This is a genomic window from Aliiglaciecola sp. 2_MG-2023, assembly GCF_030548145.1.
Lineage (GTDB): Bacteria > Pseudomonadota > Gammaproteobacteria > Enterobacterales > Alteromonadaceae > Aliiglaciecola > Aliiglaciecola lipolytica_A.
Genome location: NZ_JAUORY010000015.1, coordinates 63,904 through 77,409, shown reverse-complemented (window position 1 = coordinate 77,409; position 13,506 = coordinate 63,904). Strand labels below are relative to the sequence as shown.

13 protein-coding genes are annotated in these 13,506 nt (G+C 41.4%); 6 read left to right on the top strand and 7 right to left on the bottom strand.

All coding sequences use genetic code 11. The features are described from left to right. Positions 1 to 203 precede the first annotated feature (203 nt). Positions 204 to 2,090, top strand: a complete 1,887-nt coding sequence (locus tag Q4567_RS14975; protein ID WP_303500909.1) for a bifunctional diguanylate cyclase/phosphodiesterase — start codon at positions 204 to 206, stop codon at positions 2,088 to 2,090. Here Q4567_RS14975 and Q4567_RS14970 read toward each other — a convergent pair. Genes Q4567_RS14970 through folB form a run of 4 tightly spaced genes read right to left on the bottom strand, consistent with a single transcriptional unit; the run spans position 2,087 to position 4,174 of the window. After that, a complete protein-coding gene (locus tag Q4567_RS14970; protein ID WP_216047558.1) occupies positions 2,087 to 2,458 on the bottom strand; it encodes a histidine triad nucleotide-binding protein in 372 nt (123 codons plus the stop codon). The two genes, Q4567_RS14975 and Q4567_RS14970, sit on opposite strands and share 4 nt — an antisense overlap. A gap of 58 nt (positions 2,459 to 2,516) precedes the next feature. Next, positions 2,517 to 3,317: an undecaprenyl-diphosphate phosphatase gene (locus Q4567_RS14965; protein ID WP_216047559.1), complete on the bottom strand. Its 801-nt coding sequence runs from the start codon at positions 3,315 to 3,317 to the stop codon at positions 2,517 to 2,519. Next, positions 3,314 to 3,817, bottom strand: coding sequence for a 2-amino-4-hydroxy-6-hydroxymethyldihydropteridine diphosphokinase (gene folK / locus Q4567_RS14960; RefSeq protein WP_216047560.1), 504 nt, complete (start codon positions 3,815 to 3,817; stop codon positions 3,314 to 3,316). The genes Q4567_RS14965 and folK overlap by 4 nt, the downstream gene beginning before the upstream one ends. A gap of 3 nt (positions 3,818 to 3,820) precedes the next feature. Further along, positions 3,821 to 4,174 carry a dihydroneopterin aldolase gene (gene folB, locus Q4567_RS14955; RefSeq protein WP_216047561.1) on the bottom strand — a complete coding sequence of 118 codons (354 nt, stop codon included), beginning with the start codon at positions 4,172 to 4,174 and terminating at the stop codon, positions 3,821 to 3,823. 124 nt (positions 4,175 to 4,298) lie between these two features. On the opposite strand from folB, the gene plsY reads away from it, so the two are divergent. Continuing rightward, positions 4,299 to 4,919 (top strand): glycerol-3-phosphate 1-O-acyltransferase PlsY, encoded by a 621-nt coding sequence (gene plsY / locus Q4567_RS14950; RefSeq protein WP_216047562.1) that lies wholly within the window; start codon positions 4,299 to 4,301, stop codon positions 4,917 to 4,919. A 155-nt stretch (positions 4,920 to 5,074) separates the two neighbouring features. On the opposite strand, the gene tsaD is transcribed toward plsY, so the two are convergent. Then, positions 5,075 to 6,088 carry a tRNA (adenosine(37)-N6)-threonylcarbamoyltransferase complex transferase subunit TsaD gene (tsaD, locus tag Q4567_RS14945; RefSeq protein WP_216047617.1) on the bottom strand — a complete coding sequence of 338 codons (1,014 nt, stop codon included), beginning with the start codon at positions 6,086 to 6,088 and terminating at the stop codon, positions 5,075 to 5,077. Positions 6,089 to 6,322: 234 nt separating this feature from the next. Here tsaD and rpsU point away from each other — a divergent pair, with 234 nt between their 5' ends. The 4 genes from rpsU to rpoD all read left to right on the top strand — a co-directional run bounded on the left by rpsU (position 6,323) and on the right by rpoD (position 11,115). Next, the gene (rpsU, locus tag Q4567_RS14940) at positions 6,323 to 6,538 is read left to right on the top strand and encodes a 30S ribosomal protein S21 (RefSeq protein ID WP_008845199.1); all 216 of its coding nucleotides are present in this window, start codon (positions 6,323 to 6,325) and stop codon (positions 6,536 to 6,538) included. A 105-nt stretch (positions 6,539 to 6,643) separates the two neighbouring features. Further along, the gene (locus Q4567_RS14935; RefSeq protein ID WP_216047563.1) at positions 6,644 to 7,087 is read left to right on the top strand and encodes a GatB/YqeY domain-containing protein; all 444 of its coding nucleotides are present in this window, start codon (positions 6,644 to 6,646) and stop codon (positions 7,085 to 7,087) included. Between the two features lie 126 nt (positions 7,088 to 7,213). Then, positions 7,214 to 8,998 (top strand): DNA primase, encoded by a 1,785-nt coding sequence (gene dnaG, locus Q4567_RS14930; RefSeq protein WP_303500906.1) that lies wholly within the window; start codon positions 7,214 to 7,216, stop codon positions 8,996 to 8,998. Between the two features lie 287 nt (positions 8,999 to 9,285). Further along, positions 9,286 to 11,115, top strand: a complete 1,830-nt coding sequence (gene rpoD / locus Q4567_RS14925) for an RNA polymerase sigma factor RpoD (protein ID WP_216047565.1) — start codon at positions 9,286 to 9,288, stop codon at positions 11,113 to 11,115. Positions 11,116 to 11,737: 622 nt separating this feature from the next. Here rpoD and Q4567_RS14920 read toward each other — a convergent pair. Both Q4567_RS14920 and Q4567_RS14915 read right to left on the bottom strand, forming a co-directional pair. After that, positions 11,738 to 12,376: a triacylglycerol lipase gene (locus tag Q4567_RS14920; protein ID WP_216047566.1), complete on the bottom strand. Its 639-nt coding sequence runs from the start codon at positions 12,374 to 12,376 to the stop codon at positions 11,738 to 11,740. Between the two features lie 2 nt (positions 12,377 to 12,378). Beyond that, the gene (locus Q4567_RS14915) at positions 12,379 to 13,500 is read right to left on the bottom strand and encodes a hypothetical protein (protein WP_216047567.1); all 1,122 of its coding nucleotides are present in this window, start codon (positions 13,498 to 13,500) and stop codon (positions 12,379 to 12,381) included. Positions 13,501 to 13,506: the final 6 nt, after the last annotated feature.

Below are 13,506 nucleotides of genomic sequence, written 5' to 3'. Positions count from 1 at the left end.
TAGGTGTTCACAATATCTACAAAGCGTGATTAAATGAGTTGCTTGCAGTTAAATTACGCGCTTAAGGTTAATTAGCGAATCGCATTTAATTAACTAATATTATAAATCACAACAATCTTTAACGTTATTGCAAATTGTGAGGCAAAACGATTAAATCTCACTTAGCACTTCAATCAAAACATCATCAGGATGCTGCTGAGATATTGTACAGCAATGGTTATGCGGGCATTGTTATTAGTCTTGTTGCATCTTCTCTTCTCGTCTTCGGTTTTACCAATGCAGAAATCCAAACCTTTAAAATCTATTGGTGGGTTTCGATGGTTGGATTGTTGCTAATTCGATTAGCTGACACATTCTTGTGGCTTAAAAAAAACAAAACCCCAGAAATGGATGGCAAACGATCAATTCTTCGATTTTCAGTTGGTACTATAGCGACTGCAACCATGTGGTGTGTTTACTGCCTCATACTATTCCCCTATATAGATACTATTGAGCTTGCCTTTAATATAATTATTGTCTCAGCAATGGCTGGAGGAGCCAGTACTGTGCTAGCCGGTAGCAAAGCTACAGCGATGTTATACAGTGCTATTTTGTTAATTCCTTTTTCCATTGCATTGCTACTTGAACCGCAATTTCACGAATATATTTTGGGGATATTAGGCTTGTCGTTTGGTTTTATAATGCTGCTTACAGCGAATAAGTCTGCGGATTTCACGACCCTCGCAATACGATTGAAAAATGACAATGCAACCTTAGTTGAACATATGGAAGCCGAAGTCACAGCTCGGACACATCAGATTTACGAGCTGTCGAACATTGACCCACTAACTGGACTGTTTAACCGCAGTGCTTTTTTGAATCACTTGCGTGCAGATTTGAAAAGTAGCATCAAAGCTGAAAAGCCGATGGCATTATTGTTTATTGATTTGGATGGCTTCAAAAAAATCAACGATACTATTGGCCATGAAACTGGCGACATGGTACTTAAACAGACATCAGACCGTCTAAAAGAAAACTACAAAAACCATCAACTTATATGTCGTTGGGGAGGAGATGAGTTTTTAATTGCATTAGAAAATACCAATCAAAGTGAAGCTATCGTTATCGCGGATAACCTGATAAAACATATTTCGGCACCTTATATTTTCTCTAAAAATCGCTTATCAATTAGTGCCACTATCGGTATTGCCATGTATCCAGAGCATGCGACTAATGAACAAGTACTTATCCAGTTAGCCGATACTGCAATGTATTATCAGAAAAAAGCATTTCCCTCTACCGCGGGAGTATTTTCTGCGCACCTTGGTAAACAGCTGGCCCGCGAACAACGCCTCAAAGATGCATTGAGTGAAGCAATTGAGAACCAACAACTCAGACTGGTATTTCAACCCATTGTCGACAGCGAAACATTCCAACCTGTTGCGTTTGAGGCGCTGCTACGGTGGCAACTGGTAAACGAAAACATTCCGCCATATGAGTTTATATCCATTGCTGAACAATATGGTCAAATCAGAAAAATTGGCGCTTGGGTGTTATGTGAAGCCTGCAAAGAAGCTAAATCGTGGCAAACTCAAAAAGCCTTGTCGGTGGCTGTAAATGTCAGCGTGATTCAATTACAAGACAATGATTTTATTGAGATTGTAGATAACGCGTTATCTGAATCTGGCTTACCCGCCAAGTTTCTGCACATTGAAATTACTGAGTCTGTATTTGCTGCAGACAAAGAAACCTTACTAGACAAAATAGCTTGCCTTCAAAACCGAGGAATCAAAGTATCGATTGATGACTTCGGGACTGAATATTCTTCACTTTCTGTCATCCAAGAACTATCCGCTGATAAGGTTAAAATTGACCAAGCTTTTGTTGCCAGTTTAGACACCAATGGTATGCCAATTGTGAATGCAGTACTGCAAATTGCGAAAGCGTTTGGTTACGATGTAGTAGCTGAGGGGGTTGAGACCTTGCAACAAGCAGAGATCCTCAGAAAAGCAGGTGTAAATCATCTCCAAGGGTTTTATTTCGCTAAACCCTTGGAAACATCAATGCTCAAGCAATATTTAAAAGGACGCGCTTTACCGCTAATCGATTAAGGTAATTGCTGCTTTAAGGTATCTTGATAAGGCGGCCACCCCATAGGTTTTCCAGCTAAAACGTGCAAGTGAATATGGTAAACTGTCTGCCCACCATCTGTATTACAATTCATCACAGCGCGATAACCACTTTCAGCAAAACCTTGCTCTTTAGCTATGTGAGCAGCCGCTAAGTAGAGTTGACCAACAATCTCTGCATCTTCAGCTTGAATGTCATTGATAGTGGCTATTGCCTTCTTAGGAATAACAAGAAAATGCACAGGAGCTTGTGGATTAATATCTTTGAAGGCAAGTACCTGATCATTTTCGAAAATAATCTCTGCAGGTATTTCACGGTTAATTATTTTTGTAAAAATAGTTTCAGACACAATCTAGCTCCTCATTAATTACGTTTTAACAATAAACGGATAAACCGAACAACTAGGTTTACCAAAAAACAAAGCCTAACAAAATTACGCCAAGCACTAATCGATATATGACAAACGGCAACATACCAATTTTTGATATCCAAGAAAGGAACAAAAAGATACAAGCATAAGCGCTAATGAAAGACAGACCAATACCGTAAAATAATGCTTCCCAGTCAACCGAAGTATCTGCTTGTAATAGGTCTAAAGTTGCTAACAACCCAGCCCCGAGGATAACCGGTATCGATAGTAAAAAAGAAAAACGTGCAGCGCTTTCTCGATTCATTCCCAACATTAACCCAGCGGTCATTGTAATACCTGAACGGGATGTACCAGGAATTAACGCAATCGCTTGCGCTAAACCGATAAAAAGTGCATTTTTCCATGTTAGTTGATAAATGTTTTTAGTTAGTTTGCCAGTGACGTCGGCATACCAAAGTACCAAACCAAAGACTATGGTTGTGCAGGCAATAACCAATGCTGAGCGGGCATATTCTTCAATAAAATCTTTAGCCAAGAAACCAATAACCACAGCTGGAATTGTCGCCAAAATAACCCACCATGCTAATTTACTATCATCGGTCTGCTGCTTACTAAAACCCGATTGCACCCAAGCTACCAACATCCGTGCAATGTCCGCTCGAAAATAAATCATAACGGCAAGTAAGCTGCCCACATGGACTGCCACGTCGAAGGCCAAGCCTTGATTTTGCCAACCGAGTAATTCAGATGGAAGAATTAAATGTGCAGAACTTGAGATAGGTAGGAATTCGGTAATGCCCTGAATGATGGCTAATATTATAATTTCGAACAAAGTCATAGTGTCGCGGGGCTCCAGTTAAATTCAATCGTCCATAATTTTTGTTGGCTTTGGTCATAGTTAGCCAACATTGCGGCAATACTTATTTGGTGTACTGGATGAATGACATCTCCAGCTATTTCACTTAACGGTATTAGTACAAAGGCATTGTAATCAATTTCGTGGCGCGGCAATACAACGCCATCTTCGGTTACCACATCGTCAAACAACAGCAAATCCAGATCCAGTGTTCTTGGCGCGAATTTCTTTTCACCACGCACTCGACCATTATCATTTTCTATGGATTTAAGGATTTCGCATACTTGCTGTACTGATTTGCACGTTTTAGCGCCAACCACCATATTATAAAAGTGTGACCCACTAAAACCAACAGCTTCGCTCTCATACACATTAGATAGGGTTAGTTCACCAAACTCAGCAAATAAACCATTTAATCCGGCACGTGTATACTTATCCCGCTCAACATTGCTGCCAATGCTAATATAAATTTGATGTAACATTACTTATGCGTGTTCCCGATAAAGTTGTACTGTCACTGCTTTAGCATTTGGCAATATATTAGGTTTAGTCACCGACACTCTAGCACTTTCAACACCGCGATAACTCAAAGTATGATGAATCACATGCTCAGCTAACGCTTCTAACAACTGGAATTCACTGTTATTGGCGATTTCTTCAACAGCTAATGCTAAAGCGGCATAATCAATAGTGTTTTTAACATCATCCGACTTTGCAGCGGCACTAAGATCTAAACTCAGTTCGATATCAATCAACAGCGCTTGTTTTGCCTCTCTTTCCCAATCGTAAACACCGATTAGTGACTTGACTTCCAAGCCTTGTATAATAATTTTGTCCATGACAGATCCGCGCAGTTATAATATCTAAATGCAGTAAAGTGACAGCGCATATGAGAAGTTAACGCAAAATCACTTTATCCGGTTTACTGGTTCGAGAGTTTAACTTGTTAGGAAGACCAAGTATATGACAGCACTAACAATATTGATGATCACTTCAGCCTATTTAGCCGGATCTATATCCAGTGCAATGCTGGTAAGTAGCTTGTTTTATTTACCTAATCCTAGATTGCACGGCTCAGGCAACCCTGGCGCGACCAATATTTTACGTTTAGGCGGCAGACTACCCGCAATTTTGGTGCTGTTGTTTGATGTTTTAAAAGGAACAATTCCAGTTTGGTTTAGCTATTACCTCGGATTCTCACCTTTAATCCTTGGGTTTGTGGCTATAGCAGCATGCTTAGGGCACATTTTCCCATTATTTTTCAGCTTCAAAGGCGGAAAAGCAGTGGCTACTGCATTTGGCGCAATGTTACCCATTGGCGTAGAATTAGCCGGCGCTCTAATAGCGTGTTGGGGTTTGGTGGTATTCGCCACTGGATACTCTTCGTTAGCCGCCATATCAGCAGTGGCGTTATCGCCAATTATTACCTACTTCGTAAAACCTGAATATACCTTGCCCGTTAGCATGCTTGCAGTACTTATTATCTTGCGTCACAAAGATAACCTAATAAGGTTGTTTCGTGGTCAGGAAAGTAAGATTTGGGAAAAAGGCAAAGCGCGGGGATTTAAAAAGCCATCTAAATAAAAATGGCTTTTGGAAAATTAACTACCTTATTTTTTTCTATAAACTCTTAGCAATCCAACCCTCATCAAAATGAGCATTTAGTCTTAGGTTAAGAACATCAGTAGAATTGTACAAAAACAAATTACAATATTTTCCCAAAAAAACTGAATATAAAGTTATATTGCAGGCAACGTATCTAAAGACCAGCGAGGTTTGGCTTTACTATTGAGCGATTCTACTTGACCGGCCTTAAGACGCTGTAAACCGGCGTAGGCAATCATAGCGCCGTTATCTGTACAAAATTCTAAGCGCGGGTAATACACCTTACCATTAATCTTTTTCATCAACCCTTCGAGCTGTTCTCTGAGCATAGTGTTGGCACTGACTCCGCCGGCAATCACTAAGCGCTTTAATTTTGTTTGTTTGAGGGCTCGCCTACATTTAATTGCCAGTGTATCCACTACTGCTTCTTGGAATGCATAGGCGATATCGGCTTTAGTTTGCGCATCTAAGGTTTCTGAACGAATCGTGTTGGCGGCTGCAGTTTTTAAGCCGCTAAAGCTAAAATCCAACCCTGGTTTAGAGGTCATGGGTCGCGGGAATTGGAATCGTCCCGGTGTACCGCTTTCAGCCAACTTAGCCAACAAAGGACCTCCGGGGTAATCGAGCCCCATCATTTTTGCGGTTTTATCAAATGCTTCACCTGCAGCATCGTCCACTGATTCTCCCAAGACTTCGTATTGCCCAATACCCTCAACTTTGACCATCATTGTGTGTCCGCCAGACACCAACAAAGCAACAAACGGAAACTCCGGTTTGGGATCATCAAGCATAGGTGCCAACAAATGGCCTTCCATATGATGGACTCCAACAGCCGGTACGTCCCAAGCAAAGGCTAAACTTCTGCCAACAGATGCCCCAACTAGCAAAGCACCAATTAATCCAGGGCCTTGAGTATATGCAATACCATCAATCTGTTGCGCGGTCGTATTTGCATCCGACAACGCCTTTTTAATTAATGGAACGATTTTCCTTATGTGGTCCCGAGATGCCAACTCTGGCACAACACCACCATAATCAGCGTGCAGCTTTACCTGGCTATATAATTCATGGGAAAGCAGCCCTAACTGATCATCCAATATGGCCACGCCAGTTTCATCACAGGAAGTTTCAATTCCTAAAATTCGCATATTCAATTATACTCTGCATCAAAATTGCTCGAAGTTTACCTTTGCACCACCGAAGACGCTATAGTTCTGCTAATTTAAACAATAAAAAGCAAAAAACTTACTGCAAAAGTAAAATAATATTCAATCTTCCCTTTACAAGCGCTCAGCGAATGATTAAAATTCCGCACCATTTTTGACCGCACCGGCTATTTTTTGGGCTGGTAACCAGATTTAATATTTTGAGGTGAGATTTTAATGCCAATCGTTAAAGTAAGAGAGAACGAACCATTTGACGTAGCACTGCGTCGTTTCAAGCGTTCATGTGAAAAAGCAGGTGTTCTTTCAGAAGTTCGTCGTCGCGAATTTTTTGAAAAGCCGACTTGGGAACGTAAGCGTAAGAAAGCAGCTGCTAAAAAGCGTCACTTGAAAAAGTTAGCTCGCGAAAACGCACGTCGCATCAAGTTATACTAATATCTCGCTTCTGTTGCTTGAAATTTAAAGGGTATTTGAATTTTTTTAAATACCTAGTTTCAAGCGCCAAGCTGTCTAAATAGTTTTACGTTTTAGAGTTTTCAGATGACCCTTCTTGAACAACTAAATCAAGCAATGAAAGATGCAATGCGCGCTAAAGACAAACTTCGTCTTGGCACAATACGTATGGCACTTGCAGCGGTTAAGCAGCGTGAAGTAGACGAGAGAATTGAGTTAACTGATACTGATGTTATTGTACTGCTAACCAAGATGGTAAAACAGCGTAAAGATGCTGCTAACCAATTTGAAGATGCGGGTCGTCAAGATTTGGCGGATACCGAAAAAGCAGAAATCGAAGTTATTCAATCATTTTTACCTCAACCGTTAACGGAACAGGAATTAGATGATTTGATTCAACAAGCGATGCAAGACACTCAGGCTGCGGGGATGCAGGATATGGGTAAGGTTATGGGCTGGTTAAAACCAAAAGTCCAAGGCCGTGCTGATATGGGCAAATTAAGTGGTCAAATTAAAGCTAAGCTTGCCTGATTACCTTAAGCCACTCGCAAAACTATTCCCAAGCCGCAATTGCAAAATTGCGGCTTGTTTGTTTCTGCCCCTTACTGATAAAGTAATGATTGTTTAACCCCTTTTTTACAAGTTTGAATCCTATTCATGGCTGGACGAATTCCAAAAGATTTTATCGATGATCTGATTGCTCGTACTGATATAGTCGAATTAGTCGATAGTCGCGTTAAATTAAAAAAAGCAGGTAAAAATTACCAAGCTTGCTGTCCTTTCCATAGTGAGAAAAGTCCTTCATTTACCGTTAGCCAAGACAAACAGTTTTATCACTGTTTTGGTTGTGGCGCTCATGGCAATGCGATTTCGTTTATCATTGAATACGACCGTCTAGAATTTCCAGAAGCAGTAGAAGAGCTAGCCAGATTTCATAGTTTAGAAGTTCCGCGAGAGCAAGGTGCCAAACCCGGGCCCACGCCACAGCAAAAAGCGCAAATTGCTGATGATTACCAATTGATGGAACAAGCCTCTCGATTTTTTGAACATCAACTCAAGCAGCACGAGCAAAAAAACAAGCCGATTGAGTATTTAAAGCAACGTGGACTCAGTGGTGAAATAGTCAAAGCATTTGGCATAGGCTATGCTCCGCCTGAATGGGATGGAATTTATAAACAGTTTGGCACTACGCCAGAAAAACAACAGCAACTGCTTGATTTAAAATTGATCACAGAAAATGATAATCGCCGTCGTTATGACTTTTTCAGAGATAGGATCATGTTCCCGATCCGCGATAAACGAGGCCGAATAATTGGCTTTGGTGGTCGCGTACTTGAAGATGGCGGCCCCAAGTATTTAAACTCGCCAGAAACTCGCATTTTTCATAAAGGACATGAGTTATACGGCTTTTACCAAGCCAAGCAAGCTAACCGAAAACTTGAACGTTTAATGATTGTTGAAGGTTACATGGACGTAGTAGCGTTAGCGCAATTTGGTATCGACTACGCGGTAGCTTCATTGGGCACCTCCACGACCCCAGAGCATATACAAATGCTATTTCGCGCTGCACCAGAGATAATTTGTTGCTACGACGGCGATCGTGCCGGTCGTGAAGCAGCATGGCGTGCTTTAGAAAATGCCCTGCCGCAACTTAAAGATGGCGTGGAAATGAAGTTTTTGTTTCTGCCCGATGGCGAAGATCCAGATACCCTAGTGCGACAAACCGGAAAAGAACAATTCGAAACGCTTTTAAGAGAGAAGTCAGTACCTTTGTCTCAATTCTTTTTTGAAAACCTCATTCAGCAATTCAACGTCGGCAGTAGCGAAGGAAAAGCTGCGTTAACCAAAGCCGCGAATGAATATATTGAGCAAATCAATGCTGAAAATCTTGTGGTTCTATTGAAAGAAGAGTTACGTAAAAAGATCAAAGGTGACAGCTACAAAGCCGATATTTTAGAAGATATTAAACAAGCAAATCGAGTAGGCAAAGCGCAAAAGCTCGACTACCAATTACCCAATAAAAATAACATGTCGCCGGTTAGAAAATTATTGCGGCTGTTATTGTTGCACCCTAATTTAGCCAGACAACACCCAGATATCCAACCGGCTGCATTAAATCCTGACTTTATAAAAGGTTTGCATGTGTTGATAAAAATGCAGGCGTTTTGTGCGTCTCAATCAGCGATCAATACGGGCCATGTATTGGAACACTTCAGAGGTGATCCAGAAGCGAAGTTTTTGCAACAACTACTGCAAATTGACCATGACGCTGACGACAAACGCCCAGACAAGCTTTACGTCGACAGTTTTAATCGATTGATTGAACAACAGCTTAAAGCTCGCTATCAACAACTTATGGCCAAAGGTTCAGCGATGACCAAAGAAGAAATGCAAGAAGTAAAATTGCTGACCCAAACAAAAGCGACTTATAGTGCCGAATAAAAATTGTACAACCTTGTCTTATGGTAAATATTTAACACGCTGTTTATGCGCATGTTTTATTCAAATGGCACTTGAATAAAAACTATTCACCCATACATAAGAGAAACTGTGAGGTTTAACGATAAAATACCGGAAAATGGCTTAATTAACTGGCCTGACTAACGGGTTTTCTGCTATACTGGCTAATTCGCAAACGCCTCGGTGCACGCAGATTTTATCTGGATTTGACAATTTAGATTGGGCAGTTCCAGGTACACTTTCAACTGATTTTGAGAAACGTAGGTTATATGGCGCAAAGCAAGCAGTCTCAGATAAAACTCCTTATTGTAAAAGGAAAAGAGCAAGGTTATTTAACTTTTGCTGAAGTAAACGATCACCTTCCCCAAGACATTGTCGACTCTGATCAAATCGAAGACATTATTCGAATGATCAATGATATGGGTATTCAGGTATTCGAATCAGCTCCCGATTCTGACGAATTGTTAATGCAAGAAACGACAGCCGATGAAGAAGTGGCTGAAGCAGCGGCTCAAGCGCTAGCTACGGTTGAGAGTGAAATTGGTCGCACAACTGACCCTGTCCGTATGTACATGCGTGAGATGGGTACGGTTGAACTTCTGACCCGTGAAGGCGAGATCGAAATTGCCAAGCGAATTGAAGATGGCATTAACCAAGTTCAATGCTCAGTTGCAGAATACCCAGAGGCAATTACTTATTTGCTTGACCAATGGGACCAATTCGAAGCTGAAGAAATTCGTCTTAGTGACATTATTATTGGTTTTGTCGATCCTAATGAAACCGATGTTGCTCCTACCGCAACCCACGTTGGTTCTGAGTTATCTGAAGAAGAACTGGATGACGAAGATGACGACGAAGATGATGAGGACGAGGAAGAAGAAGATACTGGTCCTGATCCTGAACTGGCTAGAGAAAAATTTGATGAGTTGCGTAAGCAGTACATTAAAGCCCGCGATGTAATCGCTCTCAAGGGCCGTTCACACAAAGACGCTAGAAAACAAATTAATGAACTAAGTGAAGTCTTTAAAGAGTTCAGATTAATACCAAAACAATTCGATCGCATGGTTAAAAACATGCGCGGCATGATGAATAGAGTGCGCGTGCAAGAACGAATTGTAATGAAACACTGCGTTGTAAACGCAAAAATGCCTAAGAAAGACTTTATCAAGGCATTTGCAGGCAATGAAACCACCACTGATTGGTTGGTAACAGTGCTTGAAAGTGGTGCTAGTTATGTTCCTGCACTACTTGAAGTTAAAGAAGAATTAGAACGCGCTATCAGCAAGATGAACCAAGTTGAAGAAGAAACTGGGCTTATCATTGCTGATATCAAAGACATCAACCGTCGTATGTCGATTGGCGAAGCGAAAGCTCGCAGAGCTAAGAAAGAAATGGTTGAAGCTAACTTACGTTTGGTTATCTCCATTGCTAAAAAGTACACAAACCGTGGACTACAATTCTTGGATCTTATCCAAGAAGGTAATATTGGTTTGATGAAAGCGGTTGATAAGTTTGAATACCGTCGTGGTTATAAGTTCTCAACTTATGCGACATGGTGGATTCGACAAGCAATTACACGTTCAATTGCTGACCAAGCTAGAACTATTCGTATTCCGGTACATATGATTGAAACGATCAATAAATTGAATCGTATTTCTCGTCAAATGCTACAAGAAATGGGTAGAGAGCCAACACCTGAAGAGTTGTCAGAACGCATGATCATGCCTGAAGACAAAATTCGTAAGGTACTTAAAATTGCTAAAGAGCCAATCTCCATGGAAACGCCTATCGGTGATGATGAAGATTCGCACTTAGGTGACTTTATTGAAGATAGTACTATTGTACAGCCTCTCGACTCTGCCACTGGCGGCAGTCTTAAAGACGCGACTCAAGAAGTACTTGCAGGGCTAACCGCTAGAGAAGCAAAAGTATTACGTATGCGTTTTGGTATCGATATGAACACTGACCACACTTTGGAAGAAGTAGGTAAGCAGTTTGACGTTACCCGTGAACGTATTCGTCAGATCGAAGCTAAGGCATTACGTAAATTACGTCACCCAAGCCGCTCTGAACAATTACGCAGCTTCTTGGACGAGTAATTGGTTGCATAGATACAAACCTTTAAAAAGCCTCTTAATAGCGGCTTTTTTGTTTGTGTTCACTCTTGGTGTAGCAGGATGATTTAGCCCGCGAAAAGCACAACAAATACCATAGCCTGTAGGCGGGTGCTTTAGCCCCGCAAAAAGCCAACCAATGCCATGGCCTAAAGACCATGCTACTTTGGATTCAGGATGCCCAGACCTGTAGGCGGGTGCTTTAGCGCCGCGAAAAGCAAACCAATGCCATGGCCTGAAGACCATGCTACTTTGGATTCGGGGTTCCTTGGCCTGTAGGCGGGTGCTTTAGCCCCGCGAAAAGCTCAACCAATGCCATGGCCTAAAGACCATGCTACTTTGGATTCGGGGTTCCATGACCTGTAGGTGGATGCTTTAGCCCCGCGAAAAGCTCAACCAATGCCATGGCCTGAAGACCATGCTACATCTCCTTTTGGATTCGGGGTTCTATGACCTGTAGGCGGGTGCTTTAGCCCCGCAAAAAGCCAACCAATGCCATGGCCTAAAGACCATGCTACATCTCCTTTTGGATTCGGGGTTCCATGACCTGTAGGTGGGTGCTTTAGCCCCGCAAAAAGCCAACCAATGCCATGGCCTAAAGACCATGCTACAAGGCCAATAAACTGGATTGAATCGAATTTATTTTATCCAAAATAATCCTGCTGACTTTTCGACTGCTGGGCAAAAAGGTATGCACTACAGCAACTTTAATGACTTCATGAATATCTTGGTGGGCACATTCATTTACCGATACTACGCCGTCATTTTCTTCGTCAAGAAAGTACTTTTTGGTCAGTGGAAAACTGCGGGTACCAACAATGGCCGTTGTAGGCACGTCTGGCATACTAATTTTTGACAACCTCGTTGGGCTAGCCAATAGTTGTCCACAATCCCCTGAGACTAATTGAAATCCCAGTTCATGCTGACTCTTTTGAGCTAATCGTGCTGGCGTCACCGGCGAGCCTAACAGAAATAAATGTTTAGGCAATTTGACGGTAAGCGGCATGTTTTGTAACGCTGCTCTTAGCATTAAACCACCCAGAGAATGCCCAATTAAGACATATTCTCCTTTCTCCGCCACTTCTTGAATTTTTAAACCGACCCTATTTACAATCTCAGTGAAAGTTTCAGTGCCTGTAAAATAGCCCACCACATCAACCGAGTGACCATGTCTACGCAATCGCCATAACATAGGAGTTGCCGATATTGGCGTGCGCCCCATGCCGTGAACAAACAAAACCACCATCTTTACCAAGTACCTTTAGTTCGCATCAATTCAATGCTAGTAATATTTTGCTTGCAAATTTCCGAATCCAGTGCAGACATTATGGAAAAAACAGCGTCAGAATGTTGTGTTGCTTTTAGTGCTTGTGAATACAGAATATGGTTAAAAGCAATATTGCATTTAGCGAAAGGATCTTCAATTTTTTGAAGCAAATTTAGAGATTTATCAAAAAAATCTGCCCGTCCAATGATTTCAAATGATTCAATCAGTTCACCTTCATTTTCACTTGTTTGAGCTGATTTAATTATGTTTTTCGCGTGCTCTAGCAATGCAACATTGGGTTTATTATTATCCGTTAACTCATATAGATACTGTTTTAAAAGACTCTGACCTTTGCCACACATATTTGCAATATTAGCTTCGTCATTCTCTTCTAACTGTCGAATCAGCTCGTCAATTTCAGGACTCCAATCCTGCCACTTTTTGTCGTCACTTACTTCTGGAAATAAAAATAATATCTCTCTGGCTATCCTTGCAGAATAAACACCTGCACAATGAAAGCGAGTCCCAGTTAGATAGGTTTGATTATGCCAATAGTATGACTTTTCTATGTCCTGCCGAATTCCGTAACCGCCGGAAAAGTAGTTAAAAGCAAGAATATTCATGCAGCCAGCATGGGCGTGTTTAGCACACAAATGCCAATACTGATAACCTAAACGGGGAGCTTCTAATAGAAATCGTGCAATGTGACCAGACTCAAACAGCAAATCTCCAAAATCCGAAATATTAGGATTGTGTTCAAGCAGTTCGTCCACTTTTTTCAGACCACGTTCTAACTGTTCAATATGAACATTTTGGTCCAATTCAATTCTTGCAAAGTTTAATATTGTGAGAGCTTTAATGAAAACCTGATGAACAAAAAGGTTTCGTTCGAGTGGCAAATCATAATACTCAATTGTTCTGCTGAGTATGTCGGCAGCGTCTTCTAATGCCTGTAAATCGAGATCCTCATACGGTTGCTTCTGAACATCGTCGCCAACAACATAAAGAATTGCTTGTTCAGCACTATCTAACAGGTTTTGTTCGGCGGCCAAAACCGCAGAACAAAACCCGTAAAGCGTTAATAAACATATCCGTATAATCATTTGAGC